17 protein-coding genes are annotated in these 21,606 nt (G+C 48.9%); 13 read left to right on the top strand and 4 right to left on the bottom strand.

What is annotated here, in order from left to right:
- Positions 1 to 49 precede the first annotated feature (49 nt).
- The gene (rpsL, locus tag BWI97_RS13415) at positions 50 to 463 is read left to right on the top strand and encodes a 30S ribosomal protein S12 (protein ID WP_094816445.1); all 414 of its coding nucleotides are present in this window, start codon (positions 50 to 52) and stop codon (positions 461 to 463) included.
- Between the two features lie 117 nt (positions 464 to 580).
- Positions 581 to 1,048, top strand: a complete 468-nt coding sequence (gene rpsG, locus BWI97_RS13410) for a 30S ribosomal protein S7 (RefSeq protein ID WP_102201344.1) — start codon at positions 581 to 583, stop codon at positions 1,046 to 1,048.
- Between the two features lie 405 nt (positions 1,049 to 1,453).
- On the opposite strand, the gene gldJ is transcribed toward rpsG, so the two are convergent.
- Together gldJ and mfd are read right to left on the bottom strand one after the other, a co-directional pair.
- Positions 1,454 to 2,707 carry a gliding motility lipoprotein GldJ gene (gldJ, locus tag BWI97_RS13405; protein WP_102201343.1) on the bottom strand — a complete coding sequence of 418 codons (1,254 nt, stop codon included), beginning with the start codon at positions 2,705 to 2,707 and terminating at the stop codon, positions 1,454 to 1,456.
- A 200-nt stretch (positions 2,708 to 2,907) separates the two neighbouring features.
- Entirely contained in the window at positions 2,908 to 6,312 is a 3,405-nt protein-coding gene (gene mfd, locus BWI97_RS13400) for a transcription-repair coupling factor (RefSeq protein ID WP_102201342.1), read from the bottom strand.
- Positions 6,313 to 6,577: 265 nt separating this feature from the next.
- Between mfd and pnuC the strand changes: the two genes are divergently transcribed.
- The 3 genes from pnuC (at position 6,578) to BWI97_RS13385 (ending at position 9,832) form a co-directional block, all read left to right on the top strand.
- Positions 6,578 to 7,174 (top strand): nicotinamide riboside transporter PnuC, encoded by a 597-nt coding sequence (pnuC, locus tag BWI97_RS13395; protein ID WP_094811106.1) that lies wholly within the window; start codon positions 6,578 to 6,580, stop codon positions 7,172 to 7,174.
- A 115-nt stretch (positions 7,175 to 7,289) separates the two neighbouring features.
- Positions 7,290 to 7,706 carry a Holliday junction resolvase RuvX gene (ruvX, locus tag BWI97_RS13390; RefSeq protein WP_094811103.1) on the top strand — a complete coding sequence of 139 codons (417 nt, stop codon included), beginning with the start codon at positions 7,290 to 7,292 and terminating at the stop codon, positions 7,704 to 7,706.
- Between the two features lie 296 nt (positions 7,707 to 8,002).
- A complete protein-coding gene (locus BWI97_RS13385) occupies positions 8,003 to 9,832 on the top strand; it encodes a glycogen synthase (RefSeq protein WP_102201380.1) in 1,830 nt (609 codons plus the stop codon).
- Positions 9,833 to 9,905: 73 nt separating this feature from the next.
- On the opposite strand, the gene BWI97_RS13380 is transcribed toward BWI97_RS13385, so the two are convergent.
- Both BWI97_RS13380 and BWI97_RS13370 read right to left on the bottom strand, forming a co-directional pair.
- Positions 9,906 to 11,753, bottom strand: a complete 1,848-nt coding sequence (locus BWI97_RS13380) for a beta-N-acetylhexosaminidase (protein WP_102201341.1) — start codon at positions 11,751 to 11,753, stop codon at positions 9,906 to 9,908.
- 207 nt (positions 11,754 to 11,960) lie between these two features.
- Entirely contained in the window at positions 11,961 to 13,004 is a 1,044-nt protein-coding gene (locus tag BWI97_RS13370) for a N(4)-(beta-N-acetylglucosaminyl)-L-asparaginase (protein WP_102201339.1), read from the bottom strand.
- A 343-nt stretch (positions 13,005 to 13,347) separates the two neighbouring features.
- Between BWI97_RS13370 and BWI97_RS13365 the strand changes: the two genes are divergently transcribed.
- The 8 genes from BWI97_RS13365 (at position 13,348) to BWI97_RS13330 (ending at position 21,470) form a co-directional block, all read left to right on the top strand.
- Positions 13,348 to 14,577, top strand: a complete 1,230-nt coding sequence (locus BWI97_RS13365; RefSeq protein WP_094811097.1) for an ROK family transcriptional regulator — start codon at positions 13,348 to 13,350, stop codon at positions 14,575 to 14,577.
- Between the two features lie 90 nt (positions 14,578 to 14,667).
- Positions 14,668 to 16,080 (top strand): alpha-L-fucosidase, encoded by a 1,413-nt coding sequence (locus tag BWI97_RS13360; RefSeq protein WP_102201338.1) that lies wholly within the window; start codon positions 14,668 to 14,670, stop codon positions 16,078 to 16,080.
- An 82-nt stretch (positions 16,081 to 16,162) separates the two neighbouring features.
- Complete coding sequence (locus tag BWI97_RS13355) at positions 16,163 to 17,044, top strand: alpha/beta fold hydrolase (RefSeq protein ID WP_102201337.1); 882 nt, start codon at positions 16,163 to 16,165, stop codon at positions 17,042 to 17,044.
- Positions 17,045 to 17,111: 67 nt separating this feature from the next.
- On the top strand, positions 17,112 to 17,513 hold the full coding sequence (locus BWI97_RS13350) for a hypothetical protein (RefSeq protein WP_146010933.1): 402 nt from the start codon (positions 17,112 to 17,114) through the stop codon (positions 17,511 to 17,513).
- Between the two features lie 85 nt (positions 17,514 to 17,598).
- Positions 17,599 to 18,690, top strand: coding sequence for a cytochrome-c peroxidase (locus BWI97_RS13345; protein WP_102201335.1), 1,092 nt, complete (start codon positions 17,599 to 17,601; stop codon positions 18,688 to 18,690).
- Positions 18,691 to 18,713: 23 nt separating this feature from the next.
- The gene (locus BWI97_RS13340; RefSeq protein ID WP_102201334.1) at positions 18,714 to 19,523 is read left to right on the top strand and encodes an MbnP family protein; all 810 of its coding nucleotides are present in this window, start codon (positions 18,714 to 18,716) and stop codon (positions 19,521 to 19,523) included.
- A complete protein-coding gene (locus tag BWI97_RS13335) occupies positions 19,516 to 20,544 on the top strand; it encodes a cytochrome-c peroxidase (protein ID WP_102201333.1) in 1,029 nt (342 codons plus the stop codon). The genes BWI97_RS13340 and BWI97_RS13335 overlap by 8 nt, the downstream gene beginning before the upstream one ends.
- 26 nt (positions 20,545 to 20,570) lie before the next feature.
- On the top strand, positions 20,571 to 21,470 hold the full coding sequence (locus BWI97_RS13330; RefSeq protein ID WP_102201332.1) for a hypothetical protein: 900 nt from the start codon (positions 20,571 to 20,573) through the stop codon (positions 21,468 to 21,470).
- Positions 21,471 to 21,606 lie beyond the last annotated feature (136 nt).

The raw sequence follows: 21,606 nt of genomic DNA, 5'->3' as shown, positions 1-21,606 counted from the left end.
ACTTTTGCAGTCCGTTTTTCAAGACGAACCATTTTTTATTTTTTATATCATGCCTACTATTTCACAATTAGTACGTAAGGGTCGTGAGCGAGTGACTTGGAAATCAAAGTCTCCTGCTTTGGACGCTTGCCCTCAAAAACGCGGTGTGTGTACGCGGGTGTACACCACGACGCCGAAGAAGCCTAACTCTGCTCTTCGTAAAGTAGCTCGTGTACGTTTGTCACATGGTAAAGAGGTGAACGCCTATATCCCAGGTGAAGGACACAACCTTCAGGAACACTCGATCGTATTGATCCGTGGTGGCCGGGTGAAAGATCTTCCAGGGGTACGTTACCACATCATCCGTGGTGCATTGGATACGGCTGGTGTTAAAGGTCGTATGCAAGCTCGTTCGAAATACGGTGCCAAACGCCCGAAACCCGGACAAGCAGCTGCCGCTCCCGCAAAAGGTAAGAAGAAGTAATTTTCTTCGCATCATTCAGTCGGAACGGCTGAGTGCTTAAATTCATCGAGAATGCAGTAAGCCACTGTTACGGGCAGAAGCGACGCGTTCTCACCACCATTCAAACGTAACTTAGTCATGCGTAAGGCAAAACCAAAAAAACGCTACGTATTACCGGATCCTAAATTCAAGGAGACGCTCGTAACGAAATTTGTTAACAACCTCATGTACGAGGGCAAGAAATCTACCGCGTATTCCATCTTCTACGGTGCTCTGGAATTAGTAGAGAACCGTACCAAAGAAAGTGGTCTGGAGATTTTCAAAAAAGCGTTGAACAACGTAATGCCTACAGTAGAAGTGAAAAGCCGCCGGGTTGGTGGTGCTACCTTCCAGGTTCCTACTGAAGTTCGTCCCGATCGTAAACAGTCCGTAGGCATGAAATGGCTGATTAAATACGCTCGTGGCCGTAACGAAAAGACCATGGTAGAACGTCTGGCTGGCGAAATCGTTGCTGCTTCCAAAGGCGAAGGTGCCGCTGTGAAGAAGAAAGACGATACGCACCGGATGGCAGAAGCCAACAAGGCTTTCTCTCACTTCCGCGTTTAGTACGGAGGAAATATATTTCCAGAAAAGAGCTGCAAACTCCGGTTTGCGGCTCTTTTTGGTTTCAGGAGGTTGGAGAGTGAGTTTAAGGTGTGAAGTTGGAGGAGTCTTTCGTAGACTTATAGGTTTGATTAGAGGCTAAAGGTCTATTGAAGGCTTGGCTACATAAAGCAAAAGCTTCTTTATGCAGTATGTAACTCCGAAGGAGTTCACTTTGAATAGCCCAGGGTACAACCCTGGGAAGATTGCGGCGAACACACCCGACTCTTACTCCACGCTATCCCCCCTTTAAACCCTCAACCCAATTCAAACCTTAAACACTTTTCAAAATCCCTCTCCCCAAACCCCACAAAAAAAAAGCCACCCAGGCGGGCAGCTTCTTTTCAACTAAACTGGAAATTAAACTTATTATCGTTTGCGACCCGAAGCGATCATCGAGCAACGGAAACCAATGGTAGCCGTAGCCGAATCCTGATCCATGTAGCGACGGGTACCCGGAGCCAGCCAGTAAGCGATGTCCGCCCAGGAGCCTCCTTTGTACACCCGCGTACGGTTATCGAGCAGCGAGTTGTTATCTTTTTTACCGTAGTTCTTTTCGTCATCCAGATAGCCATCGCGACGAACAGGGTTCAGGTCATTAAACGTCTGGAACGTGGTTGGACGGTACACATCCCATACCCATTCGTTGACGTTACCGGCCATATTATACAAACCAAAGTCATTCGGAGGATACGAGTAGACTTCATCCGTAATGATAGCACCGTCATTGGTTTTACCCGCAATACCAGCATAATCCCCGCGACCGCGTTTGTAGTTTGCTAGCATCGTTCCTTTCTTCTTGCCTGAGCTTTTCCGCATCGAAGAACCATCCCAGGGGTAAATCCGCTGATTCGATTGGTTTTCGTCCAGATACTGCGTTCCGATCAAAGCTTTAGCCGCATACTCCCATTCGGCTTCCGTTGGCAGACGATAGTTGGGTAGTACGTAACCCGTTTCGATAGCGGCACGACCCCCTGAGTATTGTTTAGAAGCTGCTTCTGCCGTAGCATCCGTTGCCGCTTCTTCACCTTTTTTCTTTCGTCCGGCTTTTTTACCACCGCTGGTTGCTTTGCGAGCCAGATCGTTATTAACAGCTCCCGTACGCCAGGCCGAGTAATCCTGAGCCTGTACCCACGATACGCCTACGACTGGATACATCCGGAAACCGGGGTACCGTAGGTATTGATCTACGTAGGTATCATTGAATGCCATTTCACCGGCCCAAACCGTGGTATCAGGCAGAGCCGATTCGTAAAACTCCTGCGAAGAATCTTTCTGAACCGCGTAAAGGTATTCCAAGTAGTGAACGTTGGCAATTTCGGTTTCATCCATAAAAAAGGATTGTACCGTTACCGTACGCTCTACGTTATCGTGCACCCCCGCAACATCCTCTTCCAGCGAGCCCATCACAAAACGACCGCCTTCGATATACACCAGGTTCGGTCCGGTAGGCTGACCTTTAAAGCTTTTCGGCGTCGAGAATCCTTCTTTTGCGTTGTAAGCAATGCCTGTGGCCGTACTATTTTTCCCAATGTGACCACTATCGGGTCTCTTATTCTTCTTACAGGCTGTTGTTAGTAACACTAAGGCCCCTAACAAATAAACTGACGCAATTCTCATCATTGCAGGTATATGGTTTGGAATATCGCTTTTTACGTGTTTAGTATTTCAGGGCGTTGTTTCCTAATTTCCAAAAACAACGCCTTGAAAGCTCATTCAGTATCTCACAAAAATAGAAGATTAGCGGGAATTACTTGATAACCGTTCGTTCATTCCTAAAGGCTTTCTCCTTAAAATACGCATTACTAGATGAATCTCATTCGTTACGCTACTGAAACTTTCTCGCCCGAACTTACCATTTGACCCAGTAATTGATCTAACTCGGTAACCTGACGTAAGTTTTCAGCCAGTAGCTGAAGTTTGCCTTTGACGTCCTTGAGCACCACTTTGCGTGGGTTAGCTTTCACAAAATCAAGAACTTTGCCAAAACGCTCAGACTGGAAATACGCCTCATTCTCACCAGAAACGAACGTTCCTTTCAATGTATTTTGTTTGAGCGTTAATTTTTCAAAACCAATTTGTTCCGCTTTCCAACGAACCCGTACCAGATCAACCAAATCGCGTACTTCTTCGGGGGCTGGACCAAATCGGTCGGTTACTTCCGAAAGAAAAGCCTGCAATTCGGCCTCGTTTTTCATGTGGTCGAGGCGGTTGTATAAACTGAGTCGCTCCGAGATGTTAGATACGTAATTCTCGGGAATCAGGACAGGTAAATCCGTCTCAATCTGGCACTCTACCCGCAGATTGTTCGCGGCTCGGGCCAATTCATCGGCAAACAGGTCTTTAAATTGCGTTTCTTTCAGCTCCCGAACGGTTTCGTCCAGAATTTTATGATACGTCTCAAAGCCTAAATCGTTAATGAAGCCACTTTGTTCAGCTCCCAATAAATTTCCTGCTCCGCGAATGTCCAAATCCCGCATGGCAACCTTGAATCCGTCCCCCAATTCGGTGAATTCTTCCAGGGCCTGTAACCGCTTCCGGGAATCCGTACTCAGCAACGACAAAGCAGGCGTCAACAAATAACAGTACGCCTTTTTATTGGAACGCCCGACGCGACCCCGCATCTGGTGCAAATCGCTCAAACCGAACAACTGAGCCTGATTAATCAGGATGGTATTGGCATTCGGAATGTCCAGACCCGCTTCAATGATGTTCGTTGAAATCAGAACGTCGTATTCGCCTTCAATGAATTTCATCATGACTTTCTCCAGCCGGTCCCCGTCCATCTGCCCGTGAGCAATACCGATTTTCGCGTCGGGTACGAGCTTCAGAATCATATTACCCAGCGACTCCAGATCGCCAATGCGGTTGTGAACGAAGAAGACCTGTCCACCCCGCTTCATTTCCCGCATCACCGCATCCCGGATTTTAAGTTCGTCGAACACCATCAATTCCGTCGTAACCGGCTGGCGGTTCGGCGGCGGCGTAGCGATCACTGACAAATCGCGGGCTCCCATTAACGAGAAATGAAGGGTACGCGGAATGGGTGTCGCCGTTAACGTAAGTACATCGACGTTAAGCTTGAATTCCTTGAGCCGATCCTTCACTTTCACGCCAAATTTCTGCTCCTCATCCACAATCAGTAAGCCTAAATCCTTGAATTTGACGTCTTTGCCCACAATCCGGTGCGTACCGATGAGAATACTCGTTTCCCCCGACTCCACACGTTTGAGCGTTTCCTTGATCTGCTGCGTCGTTTTGAATCGGTTGATGTACTCCACTTTTACTGGAAAACGCTCGAAGCGATCCCGGAAGGTGCGGTAATGTTGCATGGCCAGTACCGTTGTAGGCACCAGTACGGCCACCTGTTTGTTATCCGAAGCGGCTTTAAAGGCGGCCCGCATGGCCACTTCCGTCTTTCCAAAACCTACGTCCCCACAGACCAGACGGTCCATCGGGTGGGGTTTTTCCATATCCTCTTTCACCGCCGACGTAGCCTTAGCCTGATCGGGCGTATCTTCGTAGAGGAAGGACGATTCCAGTTCTACCTGTAAAAATGTATCGCGGGAATAGGGGTAGCCGGGAGCTAGTCGGCGTTTGGCATACAGCTCAATCAACTCGGCAGCGATGTCTTTCACCTGCCGTCTGACTTTTGCTTTCTTGTTCTCCCACTCCGGCGAACCCAGCTTGCTCAACGAAGGTTGCGTACCTTCCTTCCCCGTGTATTTGGCGATTTTGTGCAAGCTCTGTACGTTGACCACCACCGTATCGTTATCGCGGAACACCAGCCGGATTCCCTCCTGCTGGTGATCGCCTATGTCAATCTTTACCAATCCGGCGAAGCGGCCAATGCCGTGGTCAATATGCGTTACGTAATCACCGGGAGCCAGCGTTTTGAGTTCCCGTAAGGTAAGAGCCTTGGATTTACTAAACTTGTCTTTGATCCGATAGCGATAAAAGCGATCAAAAATCTGGTGATCCGTAAAGCAGGCAATCTTGAGCGTATCGTCAATGAAGCCTTCCCGCAAGGATACGTTCACGCCCTGAAAACGGACGGTATCATTGGCTTCTCCCACAATCGAAGACAGTCGCTCCAGTTGCTTCTGTGTTTCTGAAACCACCACATTGGTATAGCCCCGGTATTGCTGTTCGTGCAGGGTTTCGATCAGTCGGTTGAAATCTTTATTGAAACTGGGTTGGGGTTTCGAAGCGTAATTGATGCGAAGTTCGCTGGCCGGAAGCGTACTTCCGTCGGCGGGTTTGAAGTAAAATCGCTTCCCAAATTCAACGCTCGGAAATTCCTTGATCTGGTTCAGGAAACCCCGCCGGGTTTCAAACAATTGCGAGGGTTCGTGAATGACTTTGATTCCCCCACTCCGTTCGAGAATCGACTGAAAACTCTTCTCTACGTTTTCAAAACAGATGCCGATCAGCTCCAGCGTTAATTCTACGTCTTTGAACCAGATACGGGTCGTCTCTGGAAAGAAGCTCAGAAACGAATCCCGGCTTTCCTGAATCAGTTTTGTCTGTACATCCGGGATAATATTAATCCGGGAAACGGATTCCTTGGACAGCTGCGTATCGGGATCGAAGGTACGGATGGATTCAACTTCATCACCAAAGAGGTCGATCCGGTACGGAAATTCATTGGCATAACTGTATACGTCGATAATTCCCCCCCGAACGGCAAACTGCCCGGCTTCGTATACGAAATCGGTTCCCTCGAAATCCTGACTCAGCAGAAATTCGGTTAGGAATTCCGTATCCAGTTTTTCTCCCACTGAAATGGTAAAGGTATTCTTCACCAGCGAGCGGCGATTGATTACTTTCTCGCTCAGAGCTTCGGGATACGTAACAATTAGAGTTTTATTACTTTTATCGTTAATTCGGTTCAGTACTTCCGACCGCATCAGTACGTTGGCGTTGTCGATCTCCTCGTACTCATACGGCTTTTTGTACGACATGGGGAAGAGCAACACGTGATCTTCGCCCAGTAGATTTTGCAGGTCATTGTAGAAGTAAGCCGCTTCTTCCTTATCGGACAAGACCACCAGCGAAGCCGCCGGATGATTTTGATAGTGGGCCGCTACAAGTACGGCATCCAGGCTACCCGTAATTCCTTTAATCTGTAAGTGATAATCGTCGGGTTGTTTACTTTGCAGTCGTTCGCCCATGAGCCGGATAAAAGCGTCATTCCGATACAACGTCAACAAATCTTTAATCAGCATACGGTTTATTTTGTAGCTTTCGCTCTGGGCTATTCGCTTTTCGATGAAATTTGTTCGTAAAAACCAAAGGGCTTTACCTACGAATTCTAGCTAATTCTGTACCAGCAAAACCAGGCCTTTAGTCGCGTTCCTGCAAGGTTGATCTGATTGCACCGAACGCAGTAATCCCCGCCGTATGCCGACTATTTCGGTACCGACGAGGGGCTTTATAAAAACGACCAGAACCGGGGCAAAGTTCAGTATTTTATCAATTTAACCACTCTAAATGAACGTATTTCTGAGCTACCTCCAAAGCAACTGGCTCGAGTTAAGCGGCGTTAGTACGGGGATCATCTGCGTCTGGCTCAATACGCGGCAAAACGTCTGGGGTTTCTTCTGGGGACTGATCAGCGTGGGGCTGTACACCGTCATTTTCTGGGAAGCCCGCCTCTACGGAGATATGGGATTACAAATTGTCTTTGCTCTGTTAAGCATCTATGGTCTGTATCAATGGCTCTATGGTGGGGTCGGACATACCCAGCTTCACGTCCGAAAACTTCCCCGGCATTTCATTGGCTGGTTACTGGCTCTGACATTAACCGGAACGGCTCTGCTAAACTGGATCTTAACCCGTCTAACGGATGCCAGCCTACCCTTGCTGGATTCGTTCACGACTACGGTGAGTCTGATCGCCCAGTGGATGCTTGGACGCAAGTTTATTGAGAACTGGTACCTCTGGCTTTTCGTCGATCTGATTTATGTCGGCATATACGTTTATAAAAATTTGTATTGGACGGCCTTTCTTTATGGCGTTTATCTAATACTTTGCGTAGTAGGTTATCGGGACTGGAAAAAAGATTTATCCCCCGTTTCACTGGCCTAGTGTAAACTTGTATGGGTTAAGTTCCTAGTGGTGAATGGGTTTCGGGTGAAAGCTTCTTTTGCTTTTTTCTGCAGACCTTACGTCTGGGAAATTAATCTTCTAATTATTTAAACCATTGGCACGAATTCTTGCTATAGATTATGGTACCAAACGCGTGGGACTCGCAGTAACGGATCCTTTGCAGTTGATTGCAACGGCTTTGGAAACGGTTCACTCCAAAGACGTAATGAACTTTTTGAAAGCATACTGTCAGCGGGAATCCGTAGAAGCCTTTGTGGTAGGCATGCCCACAAACCTCGACGGCACGGATACATCCAATACGCCGCACGTCAGGGGGTTTGTTCGCCTGCTCCGCAAGAACTTCCCGGACACGCCCGTACACGAACACGATGAGCGGTTTACTTCCGTCATGGCATTGCAGGCGTTGATTTCAATGGGTACAACCAAGAAAGACCGCCGCGATAAGGGCGTAGTAGATCGGGTATCAGCAACGATTATTTTACAATCCTATTTAGAAACTCGCCGGGTATAAACAACTATACATTAAGACACGAAAGGCCGCCAGCTTTAAGCGTCTATAACATTCTAAGGTGGAAACAGGTTTTCTTTTCACTACACATTAAAATTCGCTAAGGATTCCCGCATAGGGTAGGTGAACGTAGTGGAAAAGTCGGTCAATTGTAGAAAGATTGGCCGAGCTTGGCATAAAACTTTAGAATTATTTTAGACGAATAATTCCCTTGAAAAATACCATTCTATATTTGGCAGTTCAAGAAGATTTAGGAAAAACGCGGTTTACATTCACAACATTTACATTTATGCTTGGCTATGGCTTTCGAAGTAGAACCCATTAAGCCCAAAATACGGCCTCGACTCCTGATTGAAATTGCCTGGGAAGTATGCAATCAGGTAGGGGGTATTTATACGGTAATCCGCTCTAAGGTTCCGGCAATGGTCGAAAAATGGGGCGACGATTATTTCCTGCTTGGGCCTTACTTCCCAGACAAAGCCTTGGCTGAGTTTGAACCGATTACCGATCTGGATGATTCGATCCTGGGTAAAACCGTACGAAAAATGCGGGAAATGGGCTTCGACGTACAGTATGGATACTGGCTCGTGACGGGTAAACCCCGCCTGGTGCTGTTCAATTTCAATACGCTGTATGATCGGCTCGACCAGCTCAAGTACGACCTCTGGAATCATCACCAGCTCTCCACGCTTAATGCGGAGGATCTGGTGAATCAGGTAGTGGCTTTTGGTGAATGTGTTCGGGTTTTCCTGAACGAATTGTCAAAAGATCATAGTGGACGTTACGATATTACGGCTCACTTTCACGAGTGGATGGCCGCTACGGCTCTGCCCGATCTGGCTCAAGAGGCTCCTAAACTGGCAACCGTTTTTACCACCCACGCCACCATGCTGGGTCGGTATATGGCTCCAAACGTGCCTAATTTTTACGAGAATTTACCCTCGTTTAACTGGCTCGAACAGGCCAAGCACTTTGGCATTGAAACCCAGGCAACGATTGAATACCTGGCTGCTCAGAATTGCCACGTCATGACGACGGTTTCTGACGTTACAGCCCGGGAATGCGAATTTCTGCTGGGTCGTAAGTGTGACCTGACTCTGCCCAATGGTCTTAATGTTACCCGTTTTACAGCTACGCACGAGTTTCAGAACCTGCACGTTCAGTACAAACAGAAGATTCATCAGTTTGTGATGGGTCACTTCTTCCAGAACTATTCTTTTGATCTGGACCGTACCCTGTACTTCTTTACCTCGGGTCGTTTTGAGTATTCCAACAAAGGCTACGACCTGACGCTGGAAGCCCTGCACCGACTTAATGCCAAGCTACAGGCCAGCAATTCGGATATGACGGTGGTGATGTTTATTGTCACGAAAAATCCGGTATACTCAATGGACGCGGATGTGCTGCAAACCCGGGCCGTAATGGCCGAAATCCGGCAAACCTGTGAAGCGATCGAGCGGCAGATCGGCGAGCAATTGTTCATGGCTTCAGCTACGAGCAACGATCTAAAAATGCCGGATCTCAATCAGTTTGTGGATGAATACTGGCAGCTTCGCCTTCGCCGTACCATTCAATCCTGGAAGACGCATCAGCTACCTAAAACGGTTACGCACTACCTCAAGCAGGAGGATGCTATCGTGGACTTTCTGCGGAAGTCCAACATGCAGAACCACGAGACCGACCGCGTGAAGATTGTGTATCACCCGGATTTCATCGCGTCAACGAACCCGCTGTTCGGTATGGATTACAGTCATTTCGTACGGGGTTGTCACCTGGGTATTTTCCCGAGTTACTACGAGCCTTGGGGCTATACGCCGCTGGAATGCGTGGTTCGGGGTGTACCGACCGTGACGAGCGACCTTTCGGGTTTCGGTGATTACATGAATCAGATCATGGCTGATCCGGAAAACTGGGGTGTTTACGTACTGAATCGCAGCGAGCAGGACTTCCATCAGGCCGCCGAGACGCTTTCGGAGCTGCTGTTTAAATTCGTACGGGCTTCCCGCCGGGATCGGATCATGCAGCGGAACCGTACTGAGAGTATTTCCGAAGTGTTCGACTGGAAAAACCTTCGTAGCTATTACGACACGGCCCATGATCTGGCTCTGAAGCGTCGGAAATACAGTTAAGTGCTTTATACCCATAAAAAAGCCCGTCGTACCACTTGCTACGAAGGGCTTTTTTATACCAGTATGTTTCCGTTTAATTTTTCTTTCTGGGCTGTTTATCGGGCATTGGTGTGCCGTTCACCAGCGTAGTCGTAGCCACCACACTCCGTAAACCCTCGGGCGTAATTACAATGGTTTTTAAATCCACGCGACGATTCTCGGGAATGGTTAACGCAATGGGTTTGGCGTACAGATGCGTCGTTTCATTGGGAACGTATCCGTCGATGCTGTAATAAATTTTAGCCCCTTCAACGGGTGATTTCAAATGAATCGTAAACTGATTTCCCCGTAGCGTATCTTCCTTAGGCATACCAATGGCGGTCGGTACGCGGTACACCCAGTTACGCTTTTCCATACTCCGTAAATAATCGGGTACCCGTTTCTCCGAAAACTCGGTATACTCCTTCCGGTTCACCGGCGACCAGGCTACTTCCGCCAGAGCCAACGCCCGGGGAAACAACATGAAGGAAGCTTTCGCCGGGGTGGGAATATACTCCGTCCACAAGTTGGCCTGTACTCCTTTGATATGTTTTTGCTGTTCGGCCGTCAGCTCTTTCGGCGTTGGGTCGTAAGAATAAACTTTCTCCAGCGTCAAGAATCCGCCGATGGCCAGCGGCTCCTGTTTGCGGTCTTTTCCCTGGTAATGGTCGATGTACAGGTGACTGTTGGGCGTCATGATGACGTCATGATTTTCCTTCGCCGCAGCAATCCCCCCTTGTTCACCCCGCCAGCTCATCACGGTAGCGTTGGGAGCCAGGCCACCTTCCAGAATTTCGTCCCAGCCAATGATGTTACGGCCTTTTGAGTTCAGGAATTTTTCGATGCGTCGAATAAAATAGCTTTGCAGGCCGTGCTCGTCTTTCAGGTTTTCCTTTTTGATTAGATTCTGACAAAATTCTGATTCCTTCCAGCGATCCTTCGGGCATTCATCGCCTCCAATGTGGATGTATGGCGAGGGGAAAATGGCCATTACTTCCGTCAATACGTTTTCCAGAAAAGTAAAGGTTTCTTCTTTCGGACAGAATACGTCTTTATGCACGCCCCAGGTGGTTTGCACTTTGAAAGGTCCTGGCGTACAGCCCAGCTCCGGGTATGCTGCCAACGCCGCCGAGGAATGGCCGGGGAGTTCAATTTCAGGAATAACGACAATGTGCCGGTCGGCCGCGTACTTAACAATATCACGGGCTTCATCCTGCGTGTAAAACCCGCCGTATTTGATGCCATCGAACTGTTGTGGCATCCGGTCACCGTACCCTCCGATTAGCGTTTCATCACGAAAAGCCCCTACCTGGGTTAGTTTGGGATACTTTTTAATTTCCAGCCGCCAGCCCTGATCTTCGGTTAAATGCCAGTGGAAACGATTGAATTTCAACCGGGCCATTTCGTCAATCATCTGTTTGATGAACGATATAGGCATGTAATGCCGACCTACATCCAGCATTAGGCCCCGATAACCAAACCGCGGATGATCTTCGATGGTAACAGCGGCGATTTCCGCTTTTCCTTCCGGAAACAATTGCAATAACGACTGTAAGCCGTAGAACAAGCCCGCGTCTTTGCCCGCAATTTGAATACTTTGAGCGGTGGCTTTTAGCTCGTAGCCTTCAGCGGGTAAACCCGTTTTTTCGTTAAAAGCAACAAAATTCGAGGCGGGAGCTTTGGCTACTACTTTCAATTCATAACCCGCCTGTTTTTTCAGGTACTGGTTGAGTAAAGCCGCCAGTCGCTTTGCTTCGGGCGTAGACCCCACCAGTTGGGTCTGAGCATTAAAACGGAAAGCTCCGGAACCCTGTTGCATGGATACCGGCTGAGGAATGAGCGACTGCCCGAAAACGGATAAGCTGGCCGCCGCCAGAAAAGCGGAAAGTACGAAACGTTTCATGTACAATAGGTTTCAAAAATGAGCGGTCAGACTTCATTTTTGGCGTAAACGGAATTAAATAAAGCGAGTCTTATCAGGTAGAAACTCGCTTCGGAGTACGGCAAGATACGAGCCTTTACTTTTGCGATGGCAGTAGACTTGTTGTACCGGAGATGAACAAACGTGTGCACAGAGGCCTGCAAACGAATGCACAATTTTGAATCCATTTTATTTGTAGTAACTCTCAGCCATGAAGACTTTTCCACCATCGTCGCCCTGGGTAACGGAGTAGCTAAAGCCTTTATTAACGGAGTAAGCTCCCACTTCACCCTTTAGGTTGATGGCAATGAAGCCCACCTGAAATTCTTTCGCTTTTGTAGGATTGATTTTTACCAGCCGCTCCACGGCTTTTTTGCAGGCTTCCATCGGCGTAGCTCCATTTCGCATAAACTCAACGACGAGGTGTGTTCCGCCCAAACGAATCACTTCTTCTCCTTGGCCCGATGAGGTGGCTGCTCCAATTTCGCCGTCTACATATAAACCAGAGCCGATTAAAGGAGAGTCGCCAATACGGCCCCGCATTTTGAAAGCCATACCGCTGGTGGTGCAGGCTCCGGCCAGACGACCTTTGCCATCCAGAGCAATCGTACCCATGGTATCGTGGTTAAACGAACCGTCCTCGAACTGATTGGGAGCAAACGGTCCGCCCGCTGCCCGCTTAGGCGTTTTACCCTGCTGCTGTTCGATGTTCATCAGGGGTTTGTACTCAGATTTTTTAAGCCACTCCTTGTACGCTTTGGCGGCGTCAGCGGAAAGCTCGGCAGATTCCAGTTTAAAGCCATTGGCCACGGCAAACTGCTGGGCTCCTTCGCCGACCAGCATAACGTGAGGCGTGGTTTCCATTACTTTACGAGCTACGGAAATGGGATGCAAAATGCGTTCAAGCCCCGCTACCGAGCCACAATCGTATTTTTCATTCATGATACACGCATCCAGCGATACGTGGCCTTCGCGGTCGGGATAGCCACCCAAACCTACGCAGCAGCTAATTTCTTTTTCAATGGATTTAGCGGCTTCCTCGACCGCATCCAAAGCATACCCACCGGGTTTGAGTACTTTCCAGGCGGCTGCATTTACGGCCAGGCCGCTATCCCAGGTGGAAACGACCAGTGGTTTGGCCACCGCAGCCTGCGGGCCAGCGATTAGTGAGCGTACCGGAGCGAAGGTTACTGCCAGTGTGGACCAGCGAAGGAAGGATCGACGCGTTGTCATGTGTGAAGTGTGATCAATAAATGAAAGGGTCTTACTGACGTTATCAACGAATTACTGAAGTAGTAACTCATTTTCGACGTTGTTTTTTATTTTTGATACGAGCGTGCCTGCGAACAGGGTAGTTTTCCTGATTTTACCAAAATCGCTCAATTTAATGGTGAAGATGCCAAATCATTGGCGTACCTTCTTTATAAAACAGACTGGATTTTTAAATAATTTGTTAATATTTTTAAGAAACAGGTGTTTATTTACAATAAAATTTCAAAAGTACAATCATCTATCGATATAATACCTTCCAACCAAATAATCTGATTTTTATTGCATACGCCTAACCCTCTTGATAATGCATTCAGCTCCAGCCGACGAAGAAGTACTACCCAAGAAAAGTGTTGTTGACTACAAAAAGAGCGTCTCCCGCAGGGGCGTTTTGGCTGAGTTATACCAGGCCGAAGTGGGTACACTCGCTCAACTGGCGAAGAATTTACACAGTAGCGTTCCATCGATTACTAATATTGTTGAAGAGCTGGTCGAAGAGAAATGGGTGACCACTTTTGGTACAGCGGTTGGTAATCACGGACGCCGTCCGGTTTTATTTGGCCTGAATCCGCAGGATAAATACATCCTCGCCCTCGATATTAGTACGCACGACACGAAAGTACTGATCATGAACATGCAACGGGAAGTGATTTTCCGCCGGGATGTTCTGCTGGGCCTGGAAGACAGTGCGGAGTTTACGAAATCATTACTGACAACTACGCAGGAAGTACTGAGTGAATCAGGCATGCAAACCGCTGATCTGGTGGCGATCGGAATTTCCATGCCGGGTCTGATTCATTACCAGAACGGTACGAACATGACCTATCGGCGAATCAATCAGGAAGATAAATCACTCAGTACCCTTATCTCTGAACAATTTGGTTTACCTGTTTACGTCATCAACGATACCAAAGCCACGGTACTCGGCGAGCATCGGTTTGGACTGGCTCGCGGAAAAAAACACGTACTGGCCATCAATATTGACTGGGGCGTAGGTCTCGGTATCATCCTGAACGGCGAAATCTTTCAGGGAGCCGCCGGTTTTGCCGGGGAGCTGGGTCACATTCAGATTGATCCCGACGGCGAATTATGCCATTGCGGCAAAGTAGGCTGCCTCGATACCATTACCTCTGCCCGTTCACTGGGTCGACGGGTACAGCGGGGACTGAAAGAAGGTCGTGCTTCGAAACTATCCGTTTATCTCGACCATATCGAAGAAATCGATATTGAAAAAGTAATCGAAGCCGCTTTGGAAGGCGACGCTTTCGCCATTGATATTCTTTTTGACGTAGGTACGGAATTGGGCAAAGGGCTTTCGATGGCAGTACACCTATTCAATCCGGAAATTGTGATTGTGGATGGTATTGTCGTAAAAGCCGATGCCTTTATCACCAATCCCATCGGACAGGCCATCAATAAATATTGTTTGAGCGACTTCCGGAACGAACTCAGCATTGAAATCTCTCAATTGGGCGAGCGGGCCAAATGGGTCGGCATTCACATTTACGTGATGGACCAGCTCTTTGCCACCGTTTAGAATTCTTTTTTGAACCGTGCCCTGCCACCAAAATCCGCGTACCGGATCAGGTCGCTGAACACGGTTTTTCGTTTCTTTCTTTCTCCTGTTATGAAGTCATTTTTTATTAGTGTTCTCGTTTTGACGAGTCTTTTCGTTCGGGCTCAGCAACATTCCGAACAACACCACGTAGGGTACGTAACGCCCAAAGATCCCGCGGTTAAAGCAAAACTGGATCAGTGGCAGGGCATCAAGTTTGGCCTGCTGATGCACTGGGGAACCTACAGCCAGTGGGGCATCGTTGAATCCTGGTCCTTGTGCCCCGAGGATGAAGGCTGGTGTGAGCGGAAAGGTCCTTACGCGGCGAACTGGTACGAGTATAGACAAGCCTACGAAAAAATTCCCCAAACGTTCAATCCCGTCAAATTCAACCCCGACCGCTGGGCGAAAGCCGCCAAAGAAGCGGGGATGAAGTATGTAGTTTTTACGACGAAGCACCACGACGGTTTCTGTATGTTTGATACCAAGCAGACGGATTATAAAATCACCAATACGCCTTTTAAAACCAATCCAAAGGCCAACGTAGCCAAGGAAGTATTCAAGTCGTTTCGGGATCAGGGTTTTATGGTTGGAGCGTATTTCTCCAAGCCCGACTGGCACACCGATAGTTACTGGTGGTCGTACTTCCCCCCTAAGGACCGAAATTCCAGTTACGTACCGAGCAAGTACCCCGAAAAGTGGAATCAGTTCAAGCAGTTTACCTACAACCAGATTCAGGAATTGATGACGGATTACGGTAAAATGGATATCCTCTGGCTCGACGGCGGTTGGGTTCGTCCGTTCAGTACCATCGACTCAACGGTGAGCTGGCAGAAAGCCATTCCGTTCGATCAGGACATTGACATGCCGAAGATTGCCAAAATGGCCCGCGAGCATCAGCCCGGTTTACTCGTGGTGGATCGCACGGTGGCGGGCGAGTACGAAAACTATGTTACCCCCGAACAATCGGTACCCAGCGAAGCCCTTCCCTTCCCCTGGGAAAGCTGCATGACCATGGGTGATTCCTGGAGCTACATTCCCAAGGAAAACTTCAAATCCACGCGGAAGCTGATTCATATGCTGGCGGACATTGTGTCGAAAGGCGGTAACCTGTTGCTGAACGTGGCTCCCGGTCCCGACGGCGAATGGCACGAAGAAGCTTACCAGCGACTGGCTGACATTGGTAAATGGATGAACGTAAACGGGGAAGCCATTTACGAAACGACCGCCGTAGCTCCGTACCAGTCCGGCAAATGGGCGTATACGAAGAAAGGAAATACGCTCTACGCTCTGTACCGGGCAGCAGAAGGTGAAACGTTACCCACTTCACTGGAAATTCCGATTCTGGAAAAAGGACAGAATGTCCAGTTGTTGGGGACGAAAGGAGCAGTAAAAGCTCAGGATAAAACCGTAAAACTGTCGGAATATCTTCGTAAACAAGCGGGTGATTCGCCCGTGTATGTCTTTAAATTAACTAAAAAGTAATTGATTTCGGACAACCGAAACTTGCTTTTTGGCGTTAAAAAAGGTGATACAACAAACGTGTCACCTTTTTTAATGCCAGCCCATGCCTATACGATTGACTTTTATTGGCCTGCTACTAACCACGCTACTTTCGGGCTGTTTCGAGCACCGGCGGTATTCCCGACGGGAAATCCGTAAAGATCTGATTGACAAAGGCATTCCGGTTAAAATTGTTTATTACGATACACTGGGTCGTACCATTCGATACCTGAAAATCGGTTCCGATACACTGCCTAGAAAAATGGTACTGCTGCACGGATCGCCGAGTTCGCTGGAAGGTTTACGCTTTTACCTGAACGATCCGGATTTACAAAAACAGGCTCAGCTTATTGCTCCCGACCGACCGGGGTACGGCGAGTCGGATTACGGTTGGGGAGAAAAGTTCATTTCCCGGCAATCGGCAGTACTGACGAAAATGCTCTGGCAAACGCGGGATCATCGCCCGACCCTACTTTTCGGCACTTCCTACGGAGCTACGGTAGCTTCCCGGCTGGCGATGGACAATCCGGATGCCTTTGACCGACTGCTCCTCGTGTGCGGCTCTTACAAACCCGGAGCCGAGAAAATCTACCCCATTTCAAAACTCGTACCGATATTTTCCGCCTGGATTCCGGGGTTTATACACGTGGCCGACGATGAAAAACAGAATCACTACCCGCACCTGATCGCGATGGTACCACTCTGGAAAAACATTCACATGCCCGTGACGATGGTGCATGGTCTGGAAGATCGACTATTGTATCCAGTCAATCCACTTTGGGCAGCGAAACAACTCGTAAATGCTCCGAGCGTTGATGTCATTTACCTCGCCCGTCAGCGACATGGTATCATGTGGACGGCCCGTCCCATCATCAAACCGCTGATGATCCAGGAATTACGTAAGCTTCCCAAACAGCATGTTTTGACTTCCTCGCGACTGGATTAATTGTTCTCCCCGGATTTTTGTGAAATAAATGGTCCGTGATTTCCTTTCCGGCTTTAGCTTTGCACCCATGAATGCAACTCTGCGGACTTTCGGCGTGTATGTGCTGACATCGCTTCTGATGTTACGCACGCTCGTAGTCCCGGTCATTCTGGTTGACTTCGAGCTTCGGCACGATTACATTGCTCAGTACCTTTGCGAAAATCGTTTGCATCCCGAGCTGCACTGCGACGGAAAATGTTACCTGGCGAAAAAACTCAAAGCCGCTCAGGAACACGATGAACGCGAGGCCAGTCAGCGTCTGGTAACGCAGCTGCTGGAACTGCCGCATGAACATCTGCTGACGACCTTTACGTTTGGCCTTTTTTCATGGGCCGAACGTGAGCTGGAGCCCACGCCTTTCCTGGCTCCAGTCTATGTGCATGACTCCTTAAGTGACTGTTTTCGCCCGCCCCAGGTGATCTTTTCCTAGTTTTTAGGTACTAACAGACACTTTTACACCTTTCTCGACGTATAAATGAATTGTACGGCTGTGTGCCGCCGGCAAGGCTTTGCTTATGAGAAAAGTATACCCATTCCTGATTTTTCTGATCAGTCTGGCGTGCTCGAAAGACCCCGCTCCCTCGGCACCCGTGCCCTTGTTCAGTGTACCTAAGAACTTTCCACAACCCGATTACCCCGTCGCCCAAAAGCCGGTGACTGAAGCGGGTTTTGCCCTGGGTAAACAGTTGTTTTACGACGGCATCCTCTCGCGGGACAGTACCATTGCCTGCGGCGAATGCCACCGTCAATACTATGCTTTTACCCACCACATGCACGATTTGAGTCACGGTATTGAGAACCGGACGGGCCTTCGTAACTCGCTGGCCCTTCAGAATCTGGCCTGGCAAAAACATTACATGTGGGACGGTGCCGTAGAAAACCTTGATCTACAATCCATTGTACCGATTACTCATCCCGATGAGATGGATGATACGATGGAAAACGTAGTGAAGAAACTCCAGCGGACGAAGGGCTACCCGCCCCTGTTCAAAGCCGCGTACGGTACGGAAGACATTACGGCAGACCGGACGCTTCATGCCCTCACCCAGTTTATGCTGACGCTGGTTTCAGCCAATTCACGGTACGACAAATACGTCCGTAAGGAAGGCGAAACCCTATCGGCGGATGAGCTGGAAGGAATGAAACTCTTCGAATCGAAAGGTTGTAAAAGCTGTCACGCCGGAGAATTATTCACGGACGGTAGCTTCCGCAATAACGGCTTGCCGAAGTTTGAGCGTACCAAAGTGGTATACGTCAATGGGAAACCTACCCTACAAGTGGTGGTGGACGAAGGCCGCTATAACGTGACCAAACAGGAATCGGACCGCTTTAAGTTTAAGGTCCCCAGTCTGCGGAATATTGCCGAAAGTCTGCCCTATACGCACGACGGCCGCTTTACCAAGTTGCAGGAAATGCTTGATCATTACGCTTCAGGCGTACAGGATACGCCCAACCTTGATCCGCTGCTGAAGCAAAACGGACGCTTGGGCATACCCATGACCGCCGACGAAAAACGGAAGATCATCGCTTTTCTGAATACGCTGACGGATACTGAATTTTTAAAAGACCAACGCTTTGCCGAACCGGCAGGATTCCCCGTCCGGTAGGCAAATTCAAGATACTTTTTTCAATGAAAATCAATCCCTTTTTCTTACTTCTATTTGCTTTTTGCACCACCGTTTTCACGTCCTGTAAAAACGAAGAACCCGAACCTGCTGGCGACGGCGATACCAACAATCTGACGCTTGAGTTTGATAACCGGGTAGGTGCACAAAAACTGGTACTCGGCACTACGCCGTACAAAAATGACTTCGGCGAGGAGTTTTCAGTAACCACGCTGAATTACTTCATCAGCAATGTTTCGCTGAAAAAAACGGATGGTACTGTCGTAAAATTTCCGGATCAGTACTTCCTCATTCGTCAGGTTGACTCCAACACCTGGGAACCCGAACTGAAAAATGTCCCGGCTGGTGATTACAGCGAAGTCTCATTTATGGTTGGTGTGGATAGCCTGAGAAGTGCCTCGCCCATTGCTGGACGGACGGGAGTACTGGATACTTATGCGTACGGGGAGGACAATATGTGGTGGGGATGGAATTCCGGCTATATCTTCTTCAAATTTGAAGGAACCTCCCCAGTCGTGCCGGCTAATGGAGCGGGGTTACGACCCTTTCAGTACCACGTAGGCGGATATGGTGGCTATACGAACCGAGCCCCCAATAACATCCGTACCGTAACCTTGCCCCTGAACGGAACGGCTACCGTACGTAAATCCATCAGTCCGACGATTCATTTTGTAGTCAATCTTCAGAAGTTCTTCAACAGTACGACGGCCCTGAAACTTCAGGAAACAAAATCGGTACATGATCCTTCCGCAGCGGCTCCGCTGGCCAACAACTACGTGAATATGTTTACGGTTGACCACATTCACAATGACTAGGCTCTGGGCTGGTGTGTGGGTAGTACTGCTGGTCTGGTCCTGTTCGTCACCCGAACGGACCGGGCCGGAAGTCTCATTTACCGTACCCGCCAACTTTCCGAAGCCGCTGTATGCGTTCGAACGGAATCCGCTGACGACCTCTGGCGTAGAACTGGGAAAAGCTCTCTTCAATGAAACCTTGCTTTCGAAGGATAACACCATTTCCTGTGCCGAATGTCATTCGCAACCGTACGGATTTACGCACCACGGGCACGACGTCAGTCACGGTATCCACAACCTGAAAGGAACCCGGAATTCCCTGCCGCTACAGAATCTGGCCTGGGAATCGGAGTTTTTCTGGGATGGTGGTGTACCGGATCTGGATCTGGTACCGATTGCTCCAATCATCAGTGAGGTAGAAATGGGTGAAACCATGACGAATGTGATTGATAAACTGCGGGCTACCAAAAAGTATCCATTGCTCTTCAAAAAGGCTTTTGGTACGGAAGAAATTACAACGGCCCGGTTTCTGCAATCACTGTCTCAGTTTATGCTGACACTGGTTTCCGCGAACGCCCGTTACGATCATTTTGTGCGTAAAGAAGGCATTACGCTGACGAACGACGAACAAACTGGTCTTCAACTCTTTCGTCAGAAATGCTCCTCCTGCCATACGGGCGAATTGTTTACGGATCGTAGCTATCGCAACAACGGACTTTTTCTCACCAGCGATGCCGATGAAGGTCGGTTTCGGATCACGAATCAGGAGAAAGATCGCTATACCTTCCGCGTACCCAGCTTACGGAATGTCGCGGTTACGGGCCCGTACATGCACGATGGTCGGTTCTATACCCTGGAAGCGGTACTGGATCATTACGCCGAAAACGTACACGATACGCCCAATCTGGACCCAATTCTGAAAGCCAGTACCGGCCAACGAGGCATCGCTCTTACGCAACAGGAACGACAGCAAATCATTGCCTTCCTGAAAACACTGACCGACGAAGAATTTCTTACGAACAAGCAACTGGCGGTTCCCTGATCCACCAGTTTTCCGCTTTACTTTTCATGAAAAAAATACTACTGCTTCTATTCTGGAGCCTGTCGCTGCCCGCATGGGCCTGCGATATCTGCGGCTGTGGCGTAGGCAATGCCTATTACGGCATCATGCCGCAGTCGTACCGCAATTTTGTAGGAGTTCGGTATCGCTACCGTACCTACGATTCGCACCTGAATTCCCAGCTCCTGCGTACAAAAGAGACCTTTCAAACGACGGAGCTTTGGGGGCGTTTTTATCCGACCCAGCGAATCCAGATGCTGGCCTTTGTACCCTATAATTTCAATTACCAGTCCGACGCCGCGACTTCTTCACGGCTGAATGGACTGGGTGATATTACAGTACTGGCCAATTACAACGTTTTCAATACAAACATGGACACAATAGACCGTGCCGTGAACCATACCCTGCTTCTGGGTGGTGGCGTGAAGCTGGCTACAGGTCGCTCGAATTTCGTAAATGATGGATCTTTGGGAGCCAATGCTAATTTTCAACTGGGCACGGGCAGTACGGATTTCCTGCTGAATGCAATTTACACGCTTCGGTACCGTTCCTGGGGCTGGAACTCGGACGTTAGTTATCGAATGACGACGACTAACGCTCAGCACTATCGCTTTGGGAATCGGCTCAGTGGCTCAACGTCGGTCTTTTACGTAACCAGTGCCGGAAAGAAACTGACGCTGATGCCCAATGCAGGTATTACGGCTGAGTATTCCAGTCGCGACCTGAAAGATGGCGTGCGTAACTCCCAGACGGGTGGCTACGCGACGCTTGCTACAGCAGGTGTGGAGGCTTACTTCGGTCGTTTTGTAGCAGGTGCGAATGTTCAGCAACCGCTGGTTCAAGAGCTTTCCGGAGGTGACAGTCGGGCTAAACAGCGGCTACAACTGCACGTTACGGTACTTCTGTGACCTATTAAAAATAACTAAACCCTGAGCGAAGGACTTCCTGCTCAGGGTTTATTTTTTAATAGAACGCTATATCACTTAAAATACTTCTGAAATGGTATAATGTTGATCAGCAAATTCAAAGCGATCGCCTGCTTTC

The sequence above is a fragment of the Siphonobacter sp. BAB-5405 genome (genome assembly GCF_002872335.1).
In the GTDB taxonomy this organism is placed as follows: domain Bacteria; phylum Bacteroidota; class Bacteroidia; order Cytophagales; family Spirosomataceae; genus Siphonobacter.
This window is presented reverse-complemented; position numbering and strand designations above follow the sequence as displayed.

Coding starts and splice junctions, on each gene's coding strand:
- BWI97_RS13365 (WP_094811097.1), top strand. CDS start 13,348: ATGCATTCAGCTCCAGCCGACGAAGAAGTACTACCCAAGAAAAGTGTT.
- BWI97_RS13350 (WP_146010933.1), top strand. CDS start 17,112: ATGAATGCAACTCTGCGGACTTTCGGCGTGTATGTGCTGACATCGCTT.
- BWI97_RS13340 (WP_102201334.1), top strand. CDS start 18,714: ATGAAAATCAATCCCTTTTTCTTACTTCTATTTGCTTTTTGCACCACC.
- pnuC (WP_094811106.1), top strand. CDS start 6,578: ATGAACGTATTTCTGAGCTACCTCCAAAGCAACTGGCTCGAGTTAAGC.
- BWI97_RS13355 (WP_102201337.1), top strand. CDS start 16,163: ATGCCTATACGATTGACTTTTATTGGCCTGCTACTAACCACGCTACTT.
- BWI97_RS13385 (WP_102201380.1), top strand. CDS start 8,003: ATGGCTTTCGAAGTAGAACCCATTAAGCCCAAAATACGGCCTCGACTC.
- BWI97_RS13380 (WP_102201341.1), bottom strand. CDS start 11,753: ATGAAACGTTTCGTACTTTCCGCTTTTCTGGCGGCGGCCAGCTTATCC.
- BWI97_RS13345 (WP_102201335.1), top strand. CDS start 17,599: ATGAGAAAAGTATACCCATTCCTGATTTTTCTGATCAGTCTGGCGTGC.
- rpsL (WP_094816445.1), top strand. CDS start 50: ATGCCTACTATTTCACAATTAGTACGTAAGGGTCGTGAGCGAGTGACT.
- BWI97_RS13370 (WP_102201339.1), bottom strand. CDS start 13,004: ATGACAACGCGTCGATCCTTCCTTCGCTGGTCCACACTGGCAGTAACC.
- gldJ (WP_102201343.1), bottom strand. CDS start 2,707: ATGATGAGAATTGCGTCAGTTTATTTGTTAGGGGCCTTAGTGTTACTA.
- BWI97_RS13330 (WP_102201332.1), top strand. CDS start 20,571: ATGAAAAAAATACTACTGCTTCTATTCTGGAGCCTGTCGCTGCCCGCA.
- rpsG (WP_102201344.1), top strand. CDS start 581: ATGCGTAAGGCAAAACCAAAAAAACGCTACGTATTACCGGATCCTAAA.
- BWI97_RS13335 (WP_102201333.1), top strand. CDS start 19,516: ATGACTAGGCTCTGGGCTGGTGTGTGGGTAGTACTGCTGGTCTGGTCC.
- BWI97_RS13360 (WP_102201338.1), top strand. CDS start 14,668: ATGAAGTCATTTTTTATTAGTGTTCTCGTTTTGACGAGTCTTTTCGTT.
- mfd (WP_102201342.1), bottom strand. CDS start 6,312: ATGCTGATTAAAGATTTGTTGACGTTGTATCGGAATGACGCTTTTATC.